The 17,630-nt window shown below is 64.5% G+C and carries 18 protein-coding genes and 1 pseudogene; 11 read left to right on the top strand and 8 right to left on the bottom strand.

Annotation, left to right across the window (positions count from 1 at the left end):
* Nucleotides 1–8 precede the first annotated feature (8 nt).
* Genes Q0632_RS01895 through Q0632_RS01880 form a run of 4 tightly spaced genes read right to left on the bottom strand, consistent with a single transcriptional unit; the run spans nucleotide 9 to nucleotide 4,356 of the window.
* Complete coding sequence (locus Q0632_RS01895; RefSeq protein WP_298923763.1) at nucleotides 9–776, bottom strand: SDR family NAD(P)-dependent oxidoreductase; 768 nt, start codon at nucleotides 774–776, stop codon at nucleotides 9–11.
* On the bottom strand, nucleotides 773–1,828 hold the full coding sequence (locus Q0632_RS01890; protein ID WP_298923761.1) for a ketopantoate reductase family protein: 1,056 nt from the start codon (nucleotides 1,826–1,828) through the stop codon (nucleotides 773–775). Before Q0632_RS01890 ends, Q0632_RS01895 begins: the two co-directional genes overlap by 4 nt.
* Nucleotides 1,828–2,784: an isoaspartyl peptidase/L-asparaginase family protein gene (locus tag Q0632_RS01885; RefSeq protein ID WP_298923759.1), complete on the bottom strand. Its 957-nt coding sequence runs from the start codon at nucleotides 2,782–2,784 to the stop codon at nucleotides 1,828–1,830. The genes Q0632_RS01890 and Q0632_RS01885 overlap by 1 nt, the downstream gene beginning before the upstream one ends.
* Nucleotides 2,785–4,356 (bottom strand): ABC transporter substrate-binding protein, encoded by a 1,572-nt coding sequence (locus Q0632_RS01880; protein WP_298923757.1) that lies wholly within the window; start codon nucleotides 4,354–4,356, stop codon nucleotides 2,785–2,787. It abuts the gene before it with no gap.
* Between the two features lie 170 nt (nucleotides 4,357–4,526).
* On the opposite strand from Q0632_RS01880, the gene Q0632_RS01875 reads away from it, so the two are divergent.
* From Q0632_RS01875 to Q0632_RS01840, 8 genes are all read left to right on the top strand, one after another.
* Entirely contained in the window at nucleotides 4,527–5,117 is a 591-nt protein-coding gene (locus Q0632_RS01875; protein ID WP_298923755.1) for a MarR family winged helix-turn-helix transcriptional regulator, read from the top strand.
* 27 nt (nucleotides 5,118–5,144) lie between these two features.
* The gene (locus Q0632_RS01870; RefSeq protein WP_298923753.1) at nucleotides 5,145–5,831 is read left to right on the top strand and encodes a creatininase family protein; all 687 of its coding nucleotides are present in this window, start codon (nucleotides 5,145–5,147) and stop codon (nucleotides 5,829–5,831) included.
* Between the two features lie 6 nt (nucleotides 5,832–5,837).
* Nucleotides 5,838–6,812: an ABC transporter permease gene (locus tag Q0632_RS01865; protein WP_298923750.1), complete on the top strand. Its 975-nt coding sequence runs from the start codon at nucleotides 5,838–5,840 to the stop codon at nucleotides 6,810–6,812.
* Nucleotides 6,809–7,708, top strand: a complete 900-nt coding sequence (locus tag Q0632_RS01860; protein WP_298923748.1) for an ABC transporter permease — start codon at nucleotides 6,809–6,811, stop codon at nucleotides 7,706–7,708. The genes Q0632_RS01865 and Q0632_RS01860 overlap by 4 nt, the downstream gene beginning before the upstream one ends.
* Entirely contained in the window at nucleotides 7,705–8,694 is a 990-nt protein-coding gene (locus Q0632_RS01855) for an ABC transporter ATP-binding protein (protein ID WP_298923746.1), read from the top strand. The genes Q0632_RS01860 and Q0632_RS01855 overlap by 4 nt, the downstream gene beginning before the upstream one ends.
* A complete protein-coding gene (locus Q0632_RS01850) occupies nucleotides 8,691–9,683 on the top strand; it encodes an ABC transporter ATP-binding protein (protein ID WP_298923744.1) in 993 nt (330 codons plus the stop codon). The genes Q0632_RS01855 and Q0632_RS01850 overlap by 4 nt, the downstream gene beginning before the upstream one ends.
* 15 nt (nucleotides 9,684–9,698) lie before the next feature.
* Nucleotides 9,699–9,929 carry an HNH endonuclease signature motif containing protein gene (locus tag Q0632_RS01845; RefSeq protein ID WP_298923742.1) on the top strand — a complete coding sequence of 77 codons (231 nt, stop codon included), beginning with the start codon at nucleotides 9,699–9,701 and terminating at the stop codon, nucleotides 9,927–9,929.
* A 185-nt stretch (nucleotides 9,930–10,114) separates the two neighbouring features.
* Entirely contained in the window at nucleotides 10,115–10,777 is a 663-nt protein-coding gene (locus tag Q0632_RS01840; protein ID WP_298923740.1) for a glutathione S-transferase, read from the top strand.
* A 51-nt stretch (nucleotides 10,778–10,828) separates the two neighbouring features.
* Here Q0632_RS01840 and Q0632_RS01835 read toward each other — a convergent pair whose 3' ends face one another.
* The 4 genes from Q0632_RS01835 to Q0632_RS01820 are packed head-to-tail and all read right to left on the bottom strand — an operon-like array spanning nucleotide 10,829 to nucleotide 14,862.
* On the bottom strand, nucleotides 10,829–11,803 hold the full coding sequence (locus Q0632_RS01835; RefSeq protein WP_298923738.1) for a tripartite tricarboxylate transporter substrate-binding protein: 975 nt from the start codon (nucleotides 11,801–11,803) through the stop codon (nucleotides 10,829–10,831).
* Nucleotides 11,800–13,203 carry a sensor histidine kinase N-terminal domain-containing protein gene (locus Q0632_RS01830; RefSeq protein ID WP_298923736.1) on the bottom strand — a complete coding sequence of 468 codons (1,404 nt, stop codon included), beginning with the start codon at nucleotides 13,201–13,203 and terminating at the stop codon, nucleotides 11,800–11,802. Before Q0632_RS01830 ends, Q0632_RS01835 begins: the two co-directional genes overlap by 4 nt.
* Nucleotides 13,184–13,849, bottom strand: a complete 666-nt coding sequence (locus Q0632_RS01825; protein ID WP_298923734.1) for a response regulator transcription factor — start codon at nucleotides 13,847–13,849, stop codon at nucleotides 13,184–13,186. Before Q0632_RS01825 ends, Q0632_RS01830 begins: the two co-directional genes overlap by 20 nt.
* A 35-nt stretch (nucleotides 13,850–13,884) precedes the next feature.
* Nucleotides 13,885–14,862 carry a tripartite tricarboxylate transporter substrate binding protein gene (locus tag Q0632_RS01820; protein ID WP_298923732.1) on the bottom strand — a complete coding sequence of 326 codons (978 nt, stop codon included), beginning with the start codon at nucleotides 14,860–14,862 and terminating at the stop codon, nucleotides 13,885–13,887.
* Nucleotides 14,863–15,185: 323 nt separating this feature from the next.
* Here Q0632_RS01820 and Q0632_RS01815 point away from each other — a divergent pair, with 323 nt between their 5' ends.
* The 3 genes and pseudogenes from Q0632_RS01815 (at nucleotide 15,186) to Q0632_RS01805 (ending at nucleotide 17,615) form a co-directional block, all read left to right on the top strand.
* The gene (locus Q0632_RS01815; RefSeq protein WP_298923730.1) at nucleotides 15,186–15,668 is read left to right on the top strand and encodes a GreA/GreB family elongation factor; all 483 of its coding nucleotides are present in this window, start codon (nucleotides 15,186–15,188) and stop codon (nucleotides 15,666–15,668) included.
* 111 nt (nucleotides 15,669–15,779) lie between these two features.
* Nucleotides 15,780–16,871: pseudogene (locus tag Q0632_RS01810) on the top strand (PilT/PilU family type 4a pilus ATPase); the annotation flags it as partial.
* Between the two features lie 237 nt (nucleotides 16,872–17,108).
* Nucleotides 17,109–17,615, top strand: coding sequence for a cyclic nucleotide-binding domain-containing protein (locus tag Q0632_RS01805; RefSeq protein ID WP_298923726.1), 507 nt, complete (start codon nucleotides 17,109–17,111; stop codon nucleotides 17,613–17,615).
* Nucleotides 17,616–17,630 lie beyond the last annotated feature (15 nt).

The following is a 17,630-nucleotide window of genomic DNA, read 5'->3' as shown; positions in this document are numbered from 1 at the left end:
GTGACCGCTCATTTACCGCCGTCGATGGAAATCGTCTGGCCGCTGATCCAGCCGGCATGGTCCGAGGCAAAAAACAGCACGCCGGAGGCGATGTCGTCCGCTGTGCCCAGCCGCTTGAGCGCGATGCCGTTCAAGAGCGCTTGCTGACCGGCGCTGCCCATGGCCTGCCATTGCCGTTCGGTGTTGGGGTTGGACCGGACGAAGCCCGGCGCAATGCAATTGACCGTGATGCCCCACTCGCCGAGCTCGTGAGCTAGCTGCCGCGTCAGGCTGATCAGGCCGGCTTTCGCCGCTGCATAGGCCTGGATGCCGGTCAGGCTGACCGTCAGGCCGGCGCCACTGGCGATATTGACGATGCGGCCCGCGCCGGCGGCCTTCATGCCAGGGGCCACCGCCTGGCACAGGTAGAACGCACCGCTCAAATTGACGGCAAAAATGGAGTTCCACTGCTGCGGGGTGACGGACTCCAGCGGCTGGCCCACCTGTCCCAGCACGCCCCCTGCGTTGTTCACCAGCACGTCCACATGCCCGCTGACGCTGCAGACTTCATCGACCAGGGCCTTCACTGCGGACGCTTGCGTGATGTCGATCGAACGCGTTTCGCAGCGCGCTCCCGCTTCGCGGCACAGGCGCCCCGTCTCGGCCAGTTCGTCCTCGAGCACGTCCAGGGCCCAGACCTGGGCGCCAGTTTGGGCGAAGGCCAGGCAGATGGCACGGCCAAATCCGTGGGCCGCACCCGTCACCACAACCGTCTTGCCGGAGAAGTCGATTTTCATGCTGGAGTGGCAGGCTCTGCGGACTGCGCAAGACAGGTGGCAAGCAGGACTTCGAAGGTCGAATAGGCCAGGGGCAGGCGTCCGTCTTCAATCGCGTGGATCAGCTCGACCAGGCAGGCGATGGCCGGCGTCGCAATTCCCGCTTCGCGCCCGAGTGTGGCGATGACGCCGATCTGTGGGTCGATCTCGGTCTTGCGTTTGCGGATCGCCAGGTCGCGGTGGATGCCGGAATGGGTCTTGGCGGTCGTCCGGTTGAATTCAGCCAGGGCTGCGATCGAGGCACGGGCGCCGGCTTCGCCTGCGCCGGGTGCGAAGCAGGCCGGATCGAAGCCGTTGAAGCCGACAGGGCGCACACCGCGCGCCGATGCGACGGCCATCACCTCCCGGGCCAGCTGATCGAACACGGGGAAGCGCCGCGGGTCGGCAAAGTTGCCCGTCATGGAGTCGTCGGTGAGCGCGGTGGCAAACAGCATGGCGCCATAGGCCAGCTTGCCCCAGAGGTAGCCCCAGATGTTGTCTGTCAGCACGGCCTGCGGCTCGAAAATCGACAAGAGCGCGTGCATCTGCCTGCTGCGCTCGCGCACGCTGCCGTCGATCTCGCCCACGACAACGGCGGCGCGGTTGCCAAACAGGATCTCGCCTGGACCCAGCCAATCGGCGCCGAAGTTGACGAAGCAGCCCATGGTGCGCTGTGCACCGACCGTCCGCGCAATCACCAGCTCGTTCAGGCCGTTCTGCGCCGACAGCACGTAGCCGTCGGGCGCCAGATGGGGTTGGAGCATCTCAAGCGCGGCCTCGGTCGCCTGGGCCTTCACGGCCAGCACGATCACCGGATACTGGCCTTGCAGTTCCTGCGGCGTCACGGCTGGCACAAGCTGACGGAACTGCTCCACCGGGCCAGTGATGGACAAGCCGCTGCTGCGGCAGGCCTGGACATGGTCGGCCACGGTGTCGACCATCAGCACCGGCACGCCTGCGCGGGCCCAGTACGCGCCGAGCACGCCGCCGATGGCGCCCGCACCCCAGATCAGGATAGGGGCGTCTTGCCGCATCAGGCGGGTCCCATGGCATGCAGCGCACGGTGGGTGGCCACCGTCAACTGGCCGTCGGTGCTGATCCAGCCGCGGTACATGCCCAGGGTGTTGTAGGGCGCGACCGGCTCGCCGCTGGCACCCAGCGCAATAAGTCCGGCGCCGATGGAATGGCTGGCGAGCGTGTCGAACACCAGCGCATCGGCGGCAGCCGCCAGCGTCTGATGCGCGTAGCTGATGCGGGCCGCCAGATCGTAGGCGGCGACGCGCCGGATGAAAATTTCGCCCTGGCCCGTGCATGAAACGGCGCAGACACCGTCTTTCGCGTAGGTTCCCGCACCGATGATGGGGCTGTCGCCGACCCGCCCGGAGGGCTTGTTGTTGAAGCCGCCGGTGGAGGTGGCTGCCGCCAGGTGGCCCTGCATGTCGCGGGCAACGGCGCCCACGGTTCCGTGCTTTTCGGCTTCGGAAGCGGGGACGAAGGCGCCGGTGGCGGCGCGCGCCTGCAGCGACCTGAGCGCGTCCACGCGGCGCTGCGTGGTGAAGTAGGCCGGATCCACCATGGCCAGGCCCCGGCTCTGCGCGAAGTCGTCGGCCGCCGGTCCCGAAAGCAACACAGCCTGCCCGCTGTCCAGGACCGCCCGCGCGGCCAGCACCGGGTTGCGGATACGGCGCACCGTGCACACCGCTCCGGCCGCCAGCGATGCGCCGTCCATGATGGACGCGTCCAGCTCATGCTGCGCGTTCTCGGTCAGTGCGGCGCCGTGTCCCGCGTTGAAGTGCGGGCTGTCTTCCATCACCACCACACTGGCTTGCACCGCGTCGAGGGCGCTGCCACCTGCCTTGAGCACCTGCCAGCCGGCGCGCAACGCCTTGGCCATATGCGCGCGGCTCTCTTCCCATTCAGCCTCGCTCAGAAGGCCTGGATCGAGCGTGCCGCAACCCCCGTGCAGGCCGATCGCAATGCCGGCGGCCACTTACTTGCCCGGCTTGATGTTCATGGCCAGAGTGTCTTCGTCCACCCGTGGCTTGATCGTGAACTTGCCTTTTTGCATGGCCCAGGCCGAACCCACCGCGACGATAGGCAGGCGCTGGCGGTCCTTTTCGAGCAGGGCGTTGGCGTCTTCCAGGTACTTGCGGCGTTTGGCGATGTCCATCTCGATGGCGGCATCCTGGAGCAGCTTGTCCATCACGGGGTTCTTGTAGTTCAGGACGTTGAAGGCGCCCATCTTCTTGTCCTTGTCATTGGAGTGGGCCAGCGAGGACAGGGTGTAGTGCGCCTCGCCGGTCAGCGTTCCCCAGCCGGACATGGACACGGAATAGTCGCCCCGGGTGCGCGCGGGGAAGAACACGGCTGCAGGCTGGGCATTGGGCTGGGCGTCGATGCCGACCGCGGCCAGCATCTGGGCGATCGACGTGCCGACCTGGCGGTCACCCGGCAGGCGGTCCGCCGTGAACGACAGCTGCAGCTTGAAGCCGTTGGGATAGCCGGCATCGGCCAGCAGCTTGCGGGCCGCCGCCGGATCGTACTTGCGCTCGCCGAGATTCTTGTTGTAGCCGAAGATCGAGGGCGTCACCAGCTGGCTGGCCGGCTTGCCCAGGCCTTCCATCGCCACCTCGGCCAGCGCCTTGCGGTCGATGGCCAGGTCGATGGCTTCGCGCACACGCAGATCCTGCAAGGGGTTCTTGGCAAGCGCGGAGCCGTCCTTGGCCGTCACCGTGGGCGCCTTGTCGCGCAGGTCCATCTCGAGGTTGAACACGTAGACCGTGTCGATTGTCTGGACGGCGATCTTCGGATCGCGCTGCAAGGTGGCGAGGTCGGTGGCCGGGACCCGTGTGATCAGGTCGAGCTGTCCTGCCTTGAGCTGCGCGACGCGTGAGGCGTCGTTGGGGATCTCCTTGCGCACATGGCGGGCCCATGGCTCCTTGGGACCCCAGTAGCTGTCGTTGCGGGCCAGGACCAGGTCGCCCTTGGGCTGCCATGACACGTACTTGTAGGGGCCCGTGCCGATGGCCGCCTTGCCGGAGTTGAAAGCCTCGTTGGCGGTGTCCTTGGTCAGGCCGGCCGCGGCCTTGGCCGACACGATGAACAGGCGGATGAAGTCGTTGGGCAAAGTGGGCGCGGCGCCATCGGTGATGACCAGCAGCGTGTGGGTGTCAATGATCTTGACGTCCTTGACCCGGCGCACGTAGATCGTGGTGGGATTGGGGCCGGAGACCACAGGCACGCGCTCGATCGAAAACTTGACGTCCTGCGCCGTGAAATCGGAGCCGTCGTGGAACTTCACGCCGCGGCGCAGCTTGAACTCCCAGGTGTTGTCGTTGATGACTTTCCAGCTCTCTGCAAGGCGCGGCTGCAATTCCAGGCCGTCGCCGGACCAGACCAGCGTGTCGAACACATGCTTGAGCGCCTCCGCATGGGTGCCGGTGGCCGTGAAGTGCGGGTCGATGGAGTCGGGCCCGCCACGCACGCCGATGGTGAGAGTCTGGGCCAAGGCCGGAGCGGCCAGCACTGTGGCACACAGCAGGCCTGTGAAGAAAGAGCGCATTGAGAAATCCCCTGAAGCCGGCACCGCGCCAACCGCTTGCCTTGCAGGACAGATTTAATGCTTCGCGGATAAACTCGTCAATACCTTATGGAACTGGTTTGCACAAATCTTTGCTTATTGCCATTGGTGATTTGCTAGCATCGCCCAACAAAGATAAAAGACTGTTCTAGTTGGAACCAAATACCGATCTTCTGGCCCCGTCGAATGGAGGCCCCACGCAAGCCGCCGGAGACAGTGGCGCGCAGTTGCTCGGGCGCCATCCACTCGACGCCTTCACGCATGCGCGCCTGTGGCGCAATCCCTGCGGCTTTTCGGCCCGCTTCAACTACCTGAGCCTTCGCTACAACACGCCGCTGTACGGCTGGGTCGAACAGGAATTCGGCCTCTCGCGGCCGGAGTTCGTGGTGGTCTACTGCCTGGGCATCATGGACGGCGTCACGGCGAGCGAAATTGCAAACTCCACTGCTTTTCCGAAAAACACCTTGAGCCGCGCAGTCAACCGGATAGCCAAGCTGGGGCTGATCCGGCGGATGGAGGGCGCAACCGACCGCCGCCAGCAAAAACTCAGCCTGACTCCCAAGGGGCGCGCAGTGCTCGACAAGGCCATGCCACGCTTTCGCGCTCTCGAGGCCGAGATGCTCGCCCCACTGAGCCTGGTGGAACAGGAGACGCTGTCGGCCTTGATGGCCAAGGTCGTCCTGGCCATGTTCGACGGGGCGGTCGATGATCGCGCAAGCGCAAATCCCGCCCCAACTTCCTGATGGAGACAAACCATGCGTATCGCTGAAATGAACTGGATGCAGGTCGAGGAGCACGTCAAGAAGGACCGCCGCGCCGTGCTGCCCATTGGCTCGACCGAACAGCATGCGCACCTGAGCCTGTGTGTGGACGTCATCCTGTCGGAACGGGTTGCGGTCGAAGCTGCCGAACCGCTGGGCATCCCGGTTTTCCCGGTCATCGCCTACGGCTTCACGCCCAGCTTTGTCGACTACGCGGGGACCGTGACCCTGAAACTGTCCACGTTTTGCGCGCTGGTCTGCGACGTGCTCGACAGCATGGTGCGCAGCGGATTCACGCAGATCGTCATTGTCAACGGGCACGGCGGCAACGGGCCGGCCCACGGCGCGATCCTGGAATGGCTGGACCGCAACCGGGGCGTCCAGGTGAAGTGGCACAACTGGTGGAACGCGCCTGCGACCATGGCCAAGCTCAAGACCATCGATCCGGTCGCTTCCCACGCCTCATGGATGGAAAATTTTCCCTGGACGCGCGTTGCAGGGGCCGAACAGCCCCAGGAGGCCAAGGCCATGGTCGATCTCGAGCGCTTCCAGCGCCTCGATCCGGGCGCCAAGAAACTGTTGATCGGTGACGGCAATTTTGGCGGCCTCTACCAGCGCCCCGACGCCGACACCGCGGCATTGTGGGAAGTCGCAGTGGCAGAGACGCGCTCGCTCATGGCGATGGGCTGGGACTGATCCGCGGTGCTTGCCTACGTCATTGAGCGCCTTGTGCAGGCCGCGGTGGTGATCTTCATCATCTCGGTGCTGGTGTTCGTCGGTGTGTTTGCCGTCGGCAATCCGATCGACGTGATGATTTCTCCGGATGTGACGCAGGAAATCCGCCAGCAGACGATCCAGGCTTACGGCTTCGACCAGCCCCTGTGGCAGCAGTACCTGACGTTTGCGGGCAAGCTGGTGACTGGGGACTTCGGCCGCTCCTTCGTCTACAACATGCCGGTGCTGGACCTGATCCTGTCGCGCCTGCCCGCGACGCTGGAGATCACGCTGGCGGCCGTCCTGGGCGCCGCGTTGATTGGCATTCCACTGGGCATGTACGCCGGCTATGCACCCGACAGCCTCGCGTCCAAGGTGATCATGGGCCTGTCCGTGCTCGGGTTCTCGGTGCCCACCTTCTGGATCGGACTGATCCTGATCTTCACCTTCGCCGTCAACCTGGGCCTGCTGCCGGCCGGTGGACGCGGCGACACGGTCGCGGTGTTGGGCGTCGAGTGGAGCGTCTTCACGCTCAACGGCCTCAAGCACATGTTGCTGCCCTCGATCAATCTGGCCTTGTTCAAGCTCGCTCTCATGATCCGCCTGGCGCGGGCGGGCACGCGCGAGGTGATGCTGACCGACACGGTTCGCTTCGCCCGGGCGGCCGGCGAGAGCGAATGGACCATCCTCAGGCACCATGTGCTGCGCCTGATCGCCATCCCGCTGGTCACGGTGTTCGGCCTCGAGTTTGGCTCGACCCTTGCTTTTGCCGTGGTCACCGAAACCATCTTCTCCTGGCCCGGCGTGGGCAAATTGATCATCGATTCGATTTCCACACTGGACCGCCCCGTCATGGTGGCCTACCTGATGCTCGTGGCACTGCTGTTCATCGCCATCAACTTCACGGTCGATATCGCCTACGCTGCGCTCGATCCCCGGCTGCGCGCGCGCAAAGCGGCATGACGGACACTGCCCGCCCCAAGGCCGTGGCCACCCCGCTGCGGCTGTTTCTCAGCGAGTTCGCGCAAAGCCGGGTGTCCGTGGTGGCCGTCATGCTGCTGGGCCTGATCATCCTGTTGGCCCTTGCGGCACCCCTGATCACGCCGCAAGACCCCTACGACATGGCGAAACTGGTGCTGACGGATGCGCGTCGCCCACCCGGGTACGTAGGCAGCAGCGGCTTCACCCACTGGCTGGGCACCGACGCGCAGGGGCGCGACCTCTACTCCGCGATCCTCTACGGACTGCGCATTTCGCTGCAGGTGGGACTGATCGCCGGCGTCATTGCCTTCTCGCTGGGCGCCTCGCTCGGCACCCTGGCGGGCTTTGCCGGCGGACGCACCGAAACGCTGATCATGCGCATGATCGATCTGCAGCTGTCCTTCCCGGCCATCTTGCTCGCGCTGGTGCTGTCGGCCTTGCTCGGGCAGGGCAAATGGCAGCTGATCGCCGCGCTCGTCACCGCGCAGTACGCGTATTTCGCCCGAACCGCGCACGGCGCTGCGACGGCCGAACGCTCCAAGGAGTATGTCGAGGCGGCGCTGTCCACGCCCCTGAGCGCGGCGCGGGTCGCCTTCCGGCACGTGCTGCCCAATTGCCTGCCACCGCTGATCGTGGTGGCCACCGTGCAGGTGGCCAACTCCATCGCACTGGAGGCCACGCTGTCCTTCCTCGGCCTGGGAATGCCGGTGTCGGAACCCTCGCTGGGCATGCTGATCGCCAACGGCTTCCAGTACATGCTGTCGGGCCGCTACTGGATCTCGATCTACCCGGGCGTCGCGCTGATCGGGCTGATCGTGACGATCAACCTGGTGGGCGACCAGATCCGCGACCAGCTCAATCCAAGGCTCAGGCGATGAATCAGCCCCTGCTGCAGGTGCGGGACCTGTCCACCCATTTTTCGACCCGCGCTGGCGTGGCCAAGGCCGTGGACGGGGTTTCCTTCGACGTTGCCGCGGGCGAGATCGTCGGCCTGGTCGGCGAATCCGGTTCGGGCAAGAGTGTCACAGGCTATTCCGTGCTCGGGCTGGTGGATGCGCCGGGCCGGATCGCGGCAGGCTCAGTCAAGCTCGATGGCCAGGAGCTGATCGGCATGCCGCAGTCCCGCCTGCGCGCGCTGCGGGGCCGCCGCATCGCGATGGTGTTCCAGGACCCGATGAGCACCCTGAACGCGGTGCTGAAGGTGTCGGCGCAGATGGAGCTGGCGATGCTTGCGCACGGCAAGCCGGATGCTGCAGAGATGCGGCGGCGCTCGGTCGAAGCCCTTGCCAAAATGGGCATTCCCGAGCCGGAACGGCGCCTGGACAGCTACCCGCACGAATTGTCGGGAGGCATGCGCCAGCGCGTGGCCATTGCCATTGCCTTCCTCAACAACCCAGGGCTGGTGATCTGCGATGAACCCACGACGGCGCTGGATGTCTCCATCCAGGCGCAGATCCTGGTGGAGATGAAAACGCTGGTGCGCGCGGCGGGCGTGGGGCTGGTCTGGATCAGCCACGACCTGGCCACGGTCTCGGTGCTGGCGTCACGCCTGCTCGTGATGTACGCCGGCCGCCTGATCGAGGAAGGGCCAACCGCCCAGGTCTTGCGCCAGCCGCGCCATCCCTACACCCAGGGCCTGATCGACAGCCTGCCGTCCCGCGCTGCGCCCGGGCGCGACCTCGTTCAGATCCCCGGAGCTACGCCCTCGCTCACCAATCTGCCCTCGGGCTGCGCCTTCAGGGCCCGGTGCGCGTACGCGACGGACGCTTGTGGCACAGCGCCGGAGCGGACATTCGAGGGCGAACGCGCCTGGCGATGCCACCACCCCCTGCATCGCAGTCCCACCGTGCCGGCGACCTCATGACGCAGCTGATTTCCCTCAAGGGCGTCACGCGGCGCTTCACTTCCCAGCCGACGTTCACCGAGCGCTTGGCCCGGCGATTTACCGGAGCCAAGAGCGGCGCCACTGTGGTCCACGCCGTCGAAGACGTCTCCCTGCATGTGGGCAGAGGAGAGACCCTGGGACTGGTCGGCGAATCGGGTTGCGGGAAATCCACGCTAGGCCGCATCGCGGCCGGCATTCTCCAGCCCACGGCCGGCTCGGCCGAGATCGACGGCGTTCCTGTGATGCAGCATGGCCGCAAACGCACGACGCGCGTGCAGATGGTGTTCCAGGACCCGTTTGCCTCGCTCAATCCGCGCATGCGCGTGGGGGACACCATTTCGGAAGGCCCGCGCGCCCATGGCCTTGTCTCGCGCGACGGCGCCCAAAGTGATGTCATCCGGTGGCTGGCCGCAGTGGGGCTGGACGCTGAGGCGGCGCAGCGTTTCCCGCACCAGTTCTCGGGGGGGCAGCGCCAGCGCGTGGCCATCGCGCGCGCCCTGGCCATGCATCCTGACGCCCTGATCTGCGACGAGCCCGTCGCATCCCTGGACGTATCGATTCAGGCACAGATCATCAATCTGTTCCTGCAACTGCGGCGGGACCTGAACCTCACGATGCTGTTCATCAGCCACGACCTCAGCGTGGTCCGCCATGTCAGCGACCGCATTGCCGTCATGTATCTGGGCAGGATCGTGGAAACCGGGCGCACCGAAGCAGTTTTCAATGCGCCGGCCCACCCCTACACGCGCGCCCTGCTCGATAGCGCGCCGCGACTGGCCGCCGATGGCGCCCCGGCGCAGGATATCCATCCCATCCGGGGCGAACTGCCTTCCCCGATCCATCCGCCCCCGGGCTGTTCCTTTCACCAGCGATGCGCCTTCGCGCAGGAGTCCTGCAAGCAGGAACTGCCCTTGCTTCGGCCCGCGGGCGAGCAGCGCGAAGTCGCGTGCCACTTTCCGCTTCGCTGACGAAGCGCGCAATCCATGGGCAGCCTGTCTCTCACCCGCGTCAAGATTTACCGCACAGTGGCGCGCCAACTGCATGGCGTGGTGCCCTGCTGGATCTGCAGAGAACCGGTGTTGTTGGCGGACGCGACCCTGGAGCACATCCAGCCGTTGTCCGAAGGCGGCAGCAGCCACACCGAGAACCTTGCGATCAGCCACAGTTGGTGCAACCACGGCCGCCATGCAAAGGCGCCGCCGCGCGCTGAGTGAAGATCCCCAAAATCGGTTACATCTCAGCTTGATTTCCTTGTGAGACCAAATTGCTGAGGGCCGCAATCGGCCAAGAGCAGCCGTCGTGGTGCCGGGCGGCCAATCCATTGAGCAAGACCCGGCAAGCACACGTGCCAGAATCTCGGAATGCTGTCGGATACTAATGTGGCCAGGGTGCGCGAGGGATGATCTCGTCCACCGTGCATGAGCTGCCGCCGATTCAGCGTCCACTTCTGTTCACCTATCGCCGGTGCCCTTACGCGATGCGCGCCCGCATGGCGCTGCTCCAGGCGGGGGTCGACTTCGACGCACATGAGATCACGCTGCGTGATAAGCCTTCGGAGATGCTGCGGATGTCCCCAAAAGGAACCGTGCCGGTATTAGTCCTGCCAGACCAGCGTGTTGTCGACCAGAGCCTGGACATCATGGGGTGGGCATTCCAGGGACGTGATCCCGACGGCTGGTGGGGCCGCGCGCAATCCGCCCTCTGCCTCGAAATGGTGGGCCTCAACGATGGGCCCTTCAAGCAGCACCTCGATGGATACAAGTACCCCGAGCGCGACCCTCTGCGCATTCAGCCACAAGTCCATCGCGATCGAGCTGTGGCCTGCCTGTTGCAGCCACTCGACAAGCTACTGTGCAGTCAGCGATTCCTGGGGGGCAGCGAGCCCTGTTTGGCCGACCTCGCCATCTTTCCCTTCATTCGCCAATACCGCGCCGTGGACGTGACATGGTTTGACGGCCAGGACCTGCAGGCGACCAGAAGATGGTTGGTAGCTTGGCTGGAAAGCCAGCTGTTCCAGCGCTGCATGAGAAAGCTGACTACCGGGTCGACGCAGCAATTCTGATCCCGATGTCAGTTTTTGGGCGGTAGCTGCCATCGTCCATATCTGCGCCACCTAGCGGACGGCGAGATGCAACGACAAGGCCAGATCACGCATGCGCTGGGCCTCACCCTGGATCCAATTGCGCAGTTGCTGTCCTTCGAGCTTCATGGGCTCAAGTCCAGCCGCACGCGCTGCCCTCTGGTAGGCTGGGGTCTCCATCACGCGCGAAAGCAGGCGAGACCATTCATCGTGGTCCTTGTCGGAGACGCCGGGCCCCATATAGATCCCGCGCACTGTGGGCCAGATCAGGTCGACGCCCTGTTCACGGGCCGTCGGAACTTGCGCAAGAACGCCTTGTTGGCGTCGCGGTGCCAGCACGGCCAGCAGGCGGATGTCGCCGGCAGCCAGAGCAGACATGGCTTCGCCGGCATCGCCGCAGAAAACATCCACATGGCCGCCACGAAGCGCCGAGATCGCCTGGCCACCGCCCTCGAAAGATATGAAGCGCATGGTCCGATGGTCGCGGCCAGCGGCCCGGACCAGAAGCGACGCCTTGATCCAGTCCTGGCTTCCCACGGTCCCGCCGGCGCCGAAAACCGCACCGCCGGCGTTTTCGCGTAAGCGTTGCACCAGTGCTGGCAGCGAAGTCAGCCGGGAGTCTTTGCGCACGGCGACGACGCCATACTCCGTGCCGAGCGTGGCGAGCCAGCGCACGTCCGACGTCCCGTGCGGCCCGAACTTGCCCTGCACCAGGTTCAGCAGTGAACCGGTGGAAAAAGCGATGAAGACCCCGGGGTCACTCCAGCGCTGGGTGACGGCACGGTCATAGGCAACGGCCCCGATCCCGCCGGGCATGTAGCGCACCTGCATTTCAGAAGGAACGGCGCCGGACACAAGCAAGGTCTGCTTGAGAAGCTGGCAGGTCAGGTCGAACCCGCCGCCTGGCTTGGCGGGCGCGACGCACTCCGTGTGCAGGGGAAGTGCGACGGCCGGCGACGCCAGCAAGGACAAGAACAACAGGAATGGCAGCGAAAGCGCTCGCATCATTCGTCCTTCAGGTCCGACGGCCGGGGCCACCAAATCGCGGCATCCAGGCCCGTGCCCTGGGCTCGGGCTTCAAGCCGCAGGACGCCCTGGTGCCGCGCGGCAATCGCTCTGGCAATCGACAGTCCCAGGCCCGAGCCGCCGATGCTGGACCCGGCCGCGCGGGCGAAGCGCCCGACCGCCCCCAATTCCAGCGTGGCCGGCAGGCCGGGCCCAGTGTCTTCCACGGCCAAGCTCCATCCCAGGGTGTCGCCGGCGCCTTTCAGGGTGACGGCCCCCTGCGGGGAGTAGGCAATCGCATTGGCGACCAGGTTCACAAGCGCCTCCCGCAGCAAGGCCGGGTCGCCAAAGGCATCGAATCTTGCGCTCTCGACGCCCAGATCCAGGCCTTTGTCTCTCGCGGCGCGCAGAAACTGGCGCGCAACATCTTCGAGCAGGTCGTGGACATCGAAGTGAACGGGGCGAAGGTCCACCGCTTCGCTGCGCGCAAGGCTCAAGAACTGGTTCGTGCTGCGCGATGCACGCTGCAGCTCCAGGTTCAGAGCTTCAAGAGCCTGCTGAACCTCTGCGGGCTCTTGCTGCCGGACCGCATACTCGACCTGCATTCGCAGCGTTGTGAGGTGGGTCCGCAGTTGATGGGAGGCATCGTCGAGGAACATGCGTTGCTGGGTGGTGCGTTCATGCGTGCGCTGCATGTGCTGGTTGATGGCTTCCACCAGCGGACGGATATCAGGTGCCATCGCGTCGGTGGGTATGGGCTGCAGCTCGCCGGCAGGCCGCGAGATCACGTCGCGGGAGATTTTTCCGATGGGTCGGAGCACGAAAACCACGGCTGCAATGCAAAAGCCGATCGCCAGGACAAGGAATGTGGAGCTGTTGATTGCCGCACGTTGGAGGAAGGTTTGGCGAAATTCCTCCCGGGAGCGTGTGCTTTCAGCCACCTGGATGACGATGTGGCGGGAGGGCGAGCCCTCGGCAGGCCGCTCCAGCTCGCGCGTGTAAGCCACCAATCTGACCGGGTCGCCGAAATACTCACCGTCATAGAACTGCGGCACACCGGGCACCAGGGCTTGTGGCGTAGCAGGCAGGTCGGCGCTCCCCAGCTCCACCAAGCCATCGGCGGTGGCCACCCGGAAATGAACCGGGCCGCTCGCCGTCAGCTCGAAGAACTCGAAAAGCCGGTAGGGGAGTTCCACGGCCAGGCCACCGGATTCGGTCGAGACGTTGGCGTCGATCGCTTTGAGCGCGCCCAGCAGGGAGCGGTCATAGGCTGAGTCCGCGGCGCGGTGCACGTCCTGGGCTGTCCTGCGCAGTTCGGCCAGCGAGAGCAGCAACAGGGCCGGCAGGAGCAACAAGAGCAGTTGCTGCGCCAGCGAGAACTGGCTAAGCCGCTTCCAGCGCATAGCCCAGTCCGCGGTAGGTCTTGATGCCCAGCCCGCGACCGTCCACCTTTTTCCTCAGGCGATGGACGATCACTTCCATTGCCTCGGGATGAACGTCCTTGTCGTCGGAGACAACGCGTTCCAGGATGTGTTGCTTGGACATGGGCTCGCCTGCGTGCTCCAGGAGAACCCGCAGGACAGCAGACTCACGCGGTGGCAGCGGCAGATGCTCGCCCGCCAGGAGGAAACGCCGGGTGGCGAGGTCGAATGAAAGAGGGCCGCAGGACAGGCGCGCGGCCTGCGCACCCCGCGCCCGGCGCAGCAATGCCTGCAGGCGCACTTGCAGCTCTTCCAGCTCGAAGGGTTTTGCGAGGAAATCGTCCGCGCCGGCGTTGAAGGCGCGGACTTTCTCGCTGAGTCCTTCACGCGCAGTCAGCACAAGCGCCGGGACGTGCGGATCGCGGCTGCGGATGTCGGCCAGCAGATCCTGTCCATCCCGGTCGGGCAAGCCCAGGTCCAGGACGATGGCGTCATGGCCGCCGAGGGCTGCAGCAGACAACGCGGCGCGCGCGCTGTCAACCCACTCGACCATGATGCCGGCGCTTTCCAGCGCCTTTGAGAGCCAGGTGCCAAGGCTGTGTTCGTCTTCAACCAGCAGGATGCGCATTTGCGATTCCCGCAGACGCAGCAACGGGAGGGAGTTCAGTCAGCCGTGATTTTCGCCCGTTCCACGACCTGCTTCCAGCGCTTCTGCTCCAGAGCGATGAATTGAGCGAACTGGGCCGGCGTGTTGCCCACGGCTTCTGCAGCGTCGCCAGTCAGCCTCTCCATGGCGGAGGGCGACCTGAGGGCCTTCTGCGTCTCGGCGGCCAGCTTGTCGATGTTGGCTTGCGGCATGGACGCGGGGGCCAGCATGCCGTACCACTGCGTCATTTCAAAGCCGGGGAAGCCTTGCTCCGCGACGGTGGGCACGTCGGGCAGCTGTGCCAGGCGCTTGGTCGAGCCTGTTGCAATGCAGCGCAGCTTGCCTGCCTTGATCTGCGGAAGGATTGCCGATGCGCCAACCGACGCAGCGTCGAGCCGCCCCGCGAGCAGGTCGGTCAGCTGCGGACCCGTTCCCTTGTAGGGAATGTGGGTGATGAAAATGTCTGCAGTCATCTTCAGGTATTCCATCGCCAGATGGCCAGCGCTGCCATTGCCGGCGGAGCCGTAATTCATGCGGCCGGGTTTGGACTTCACCAGGGCGATGAATTCCTGGAGGTTCCTCGCCGGGACATCCGGATGGACCACATAGAGGCTCGGCACTTTGGCCAGCAGGCTGACCGCCTTGAAGTCCTTGTTGGCGTCATAGGGCAGCTTTTTGTACATGTACGGGTTGACCGCCAGCGTCCCGATATGGCCCAGGATGATGGTGTGCATGTCGTCGGCGCGCGCTACTTCCTGCATCGCGATGTTCCCCGAGGCGCCGGGCTTGTTGTCGACGAACACGTTCTGGCCAATCGTCTTGCTCAATTCGAGAGCCGTCGAGCGCGCCACGATTTCAGAACTGCCGCCAGGGGCGAATGGCACAACGAAGCGAAGGGGCTTTGAGGGCCAGGCTTGGGCATGGGCGCTCAGGGGAAGGTTCCAGGCTAACGCGGCTGCAGCGCCGCCCAGGATGTCTCGTCTGGTGGGGGTCATGTTGTCTCCGTATGGGATGTCGTCAGGGCGCGAGCGTAGGAAATCCGCGCTTTCAGAATGCTTTCAAAACGATAGAGGCTCGTGCATTCGCCAATGATCTAGGGTAAACACCATGATGGAATCAAGCGCAACCGGCCGACTGCGGCCAGCGCGGGTGCGGTGTCCGCTTCCGGCCAGTTCCTGCCGCTCGATGCACCGAAATGGGCGACAGGACGGAGCCCATTGCTGAAGTCAACCTGCGGCCGACAGAAGCGGTGAAGGCTGGCGGAGCCCCTTCATAATCAAGACCTGCCCCCGCTTGTTCGAGATGCCTACCTTTCATCATGGATAAATTCTTGTTGCAGCAGCAGGTGCTGGAGCGGCTCGCCGAAGACCTGTTGCAAGCCGAACAGGCAGTCCGGGCGGCCCATGAAACGGCGACTCACGAAGAAAGCATCGCCGAAAACAAATACGATACTTTGGGGCTCGAAGCCGCCTACCTGGCCACCGGCCAAGCTCGGCGCGCCGAAGGAATTCGTCAGGCGATGGCCAGTTGGCGCCAATTCCGCCCGCGTCCCTACGACGCCAGCCAAGGTATACAGCTCGGCGCGCTTGTCTGCCTGGTCGATTCCGACGACAAGCAGCAGCAGCTCTTTCTCGGGCCGGATGGGGGCAGCATGAAGTTGGTCAGCGACGCTCAGCTCGTTCAGGTCATCAGCAGCGAAGCCCCTTTGGGCAGGGCCATGCTGGGTAAATGCGAGGGTGATGAGGTGTCGATACAGGTCGCTCCAATCCGACAGCAGTTTGAGGTGCTGCGGGTCCAATAAGCCGCAAGCAAGTTCACGCCGAATTGGCCGGGGTCAGCAGACGAAGCCGGCAGTTTTGCATTTGTAAGCTGCTCAGACCGGCCAGCCACCAGGAATCGCTCAGGAGGAAACATGGAACAGCAGGAAAAGCAGCAAATCCAGGCCATCGTGCACAAGATGCTCGCAGCCATGGTGCAGTTGAAGGGCTCGGACCTGTTCCTGACGGCCGGCTTCCCGCCAGCCATCAAGCTCAATGGGAAGCTGACCAAGCTCAACGAGACTGCGCTGACGGCGGAGCAGACAGGCAAGATGGCGCGCGCGATCGCGTCCGAGAAGCAGTGGCAGGCTTACATCGACACCAAGGGCCAGAACTTCGCGATTTCGCTGGAGGGCCTGGGCCGTTTCCGCATCAATATCTTCACCCAGCAGCAGCGCTGCGGGATGGTGATCCGCGTGATCACGACCGAAATCCCGGATTTCGACAAGATGAACCTGCCGCCTGTCCTCAAGGCAATCGTGCAGGAAAAGCGTGGACTGGTTCTTCTGGTGGGCGGTACCGGATCGGGCAAGTCGACCACGCTGGCGGCGATGCTGGGGGTGCGCAACCAGGAAACGCACGGCCACATCATCACGATCGAGGATCCGGTCGAATACGTGCATCCGCACGGCAACTGCATCGTCACGCACCGCGAAGTCGGCATCGACACGGTGGGCTGGTTCGACGCGCTCAAGGACACGCTGCGCCAGGCGCCGGACGTGATCCTGATCGGCGAAATCCGCGATCACGAAACCATGGAATACGCGCTCAACTTCGCCGAGACCGGCCATCTGTGCATGGCCACTCTGCACGCGAACAGCGCCAACCAGGCCATCGACCGCATCATCAATTTCTTCCCGGTCGAAAAGCACGAGCAGGTGCGCAACGACCTGGCGCTGAACATGCGCGCCATCGTTTCGCAGCGGCTGGTGCGCAAGATTTCGGGTGGACGCGCCGCCGCCATCGAGATTCTGCTGAGCACCTCGACCTCACGCGACGCGATCGCCAAGGGAGAAATCGGTCAGCTCAAGGAAATCATGAAGAAGTCGGTCGAACTGGGCATGAAGACCTTCGACCAGTGCCTGTTCGAACTCTACGATGCAGGCGATATTTCGCTGCAGGAGCTGCAAGTCAATGCGGACGCCAAAGGCGACCTGATGTTGCGCCTGAAGCTCAATAGCAAACGCTTCATCCAGGAAGAGTTGCCTGGCGGTGACGCAGCGACGGGCGGTCTGTCGCTGCAAGTCGAGGCGGAACCCGAAGAGGAGGAATCGACGGGTCCGCTGGTCGTCAACATCAAGAAGCCGGAGCCTCCGAGGCCGGTGGTGGCGGCGCCCGCTCCTGCCGCCAGGCCGCAAGCGATGACGCTGTCGCTGGAGGAAAAGCCGGCGCCGCCGCCCAAGGCCTGAACCCGCGGAGGATGCATGGACGAATTCGACACCATCGACGACCACTTTGCCCGCCATGCCAAGCTGCTGATGGAAGACCCGTCGGCCCGCTTCGGCGCCTTGCGCAACTGCTCCTTTTTCAAGCCGGTTCCGGATGAATGGCTGCAGCGCATCTCGGAGATGGCACAGATCAGGACGTTCCACGCGGATATCAGCATCACGTCGCAGGACGACGACATGAAGGCTTTCTATGTGATCCTGTATGGCGCGGCCGAGGCGTTTCGCAACGGCAAGCTGGTCGGCACCATCGAAACCGGTGACTGCTTCGGAGAAGGGATCTTCTTTGCTGATGGCAGCATCACCGCGTCAGCAACGGTCATTGCCGACGACAAGATCATCGTTGCCCAATTCAGCAAGATCGCGATCGCAGCGTTGCAGGCCGACCCCCATGCCATGGTCAGCCTGGACAAGGCGCTGCTGCTGGCGCTGTTCAAGAAGCTCAAGGGCGCCAATCAGAAGATCGAAAGGCTGATGCTGGTGTAGTGGTCGATCGCCAGC

The organism is uncultured Ramlibacter sp. (genome assembly GCF_936925435.1).
In the GTDB taxonomy this organism is placed as follows: domain Bacteria; phylum Pseudomonadota; class Gammaproteobacteria; order Burkholderiales; family Burkholderiaceae_C; genus Ramlibacter.
Note: the sequence above shows the minus strand (reverse complement) of the source record. Positions and strands in the feature narration are given on the sequence as shown.

What these genes read in the sequence shown, in the direction of transcription:
- Q0632_RS01895 (WP_298923763.1), bottom strand. Translation starts at nt 776, where the DNA reads ATGAAAATCGACTTCTCCGGCAAGACGGTTGTGGTGACGGGTGCGGCC.
- Q0632_RS01890 (WP_298923761.1), bottom strand. Translation starts at nt 1,828, where the DNA reads ATGCGGCAAGACGCCCCTATCCTGATCTGGGGTGCGGGCGCCATCGGC.
- Q0632_RS01880 (WP_298923757.1), bottom strand. Translation starts at nt 4,356, where the DNA reads ATGCGCTCTTTCTTCACAGGCCTGCTGTGTGCCACAGTGCTGGCCGCT.
- Q0632_RS01870 (WP_298923753.1), top strand. Translation starts at nt 5,145, where the DNA reads ATGAACTGGATGCAGGTCGAGGAGCACGTCAAGAAGGACCGCCGCGCC.
- Q0632_RS01860 (WP_298923748.1), top strand. Translation starts at nt 6,809, where the DNA reads ATGACGGACACTGCCCGCCCCAAGGCCGTGGCCACCCCGCTGCGGCTG.
- Q0632_RS01855 (WP_298923746.1), top strand. Translation starts at nt 7,705, where the DNA reads ATGAATCAGCCCCTGCTGCAGGTGCGGGACCTGTCCACCCATTTTTCG.
- Q0632_RS01850 (WP_298923744.1), top strand. Translation starts at nt 8,691, where the DNA reads ATGACGCAGCTGATTTCCCTCAAGGGCGTCACGCGGCGCTTCACTTCC.
- Q0632_RS01845 (WP_298923742.1), top strand. Translation starts at nt 9,699, where the DNA reads ATGGGCAGCCTGTCTCTCACCCGCGTCAAGATTTACCGCACAGTGGCG.
- Q0632_RS01840 (WP_298923740.1), top strand. Translation starts at nt 10,115, where the DNA reads ATGATCTCGTCCACCGTGCATGAGCTGCCGCCGATTCAGCGTCCACTT.
- Q0632_RS01835 (WP_298923738.1), bottom strand. Translation starts at nt 11,803, where the DNA reads ATGATGCGAGCGCTTTCGCTGCCATTCCTGTTGTTCTTGTCCTTGCTG.
- Q0632_RS01830 (WP_298923736.1), bottom strand. Translation starts at nt 13,203, where the DNA reads ATGCGCTGGAAGCGGCTTAGCCAGTTCTCGCTGGCGCAGCAACTGCTC.
- Q0632_RS01825 (WP_298923734.1), bottom strand. Translation starts at nt 13,849, where the DNA reads ATGCGCATCCTGCTGGTTGAAGACGAACACAGCCTTGGCACCTGGCTC.
- Q0632_RS01820 (WP_298923732.1), bottom strand. Translation starts at nt 14,862, where the DNA reads ATGACCCCCACCAGACGAGACATCCTGGGCGGCGCTGCAGCCGCGTTA.
- Q0632_RS01815 (WP_298923730.1), top strand. Translation starts at nt 15,186, where the DNA reads ATGGATAAATTCTTGTTGCAGCAGCAGGTGCTGGAGCGGCTCGCCGAA.
- Q0632_RS01805 (WP_298923726.1), top strand. Translation starts at nt 17,109, where the DNA reads ATGGACGAATTCGACACCATCGACGACCACTTTGCCCGCCATGCCAAG.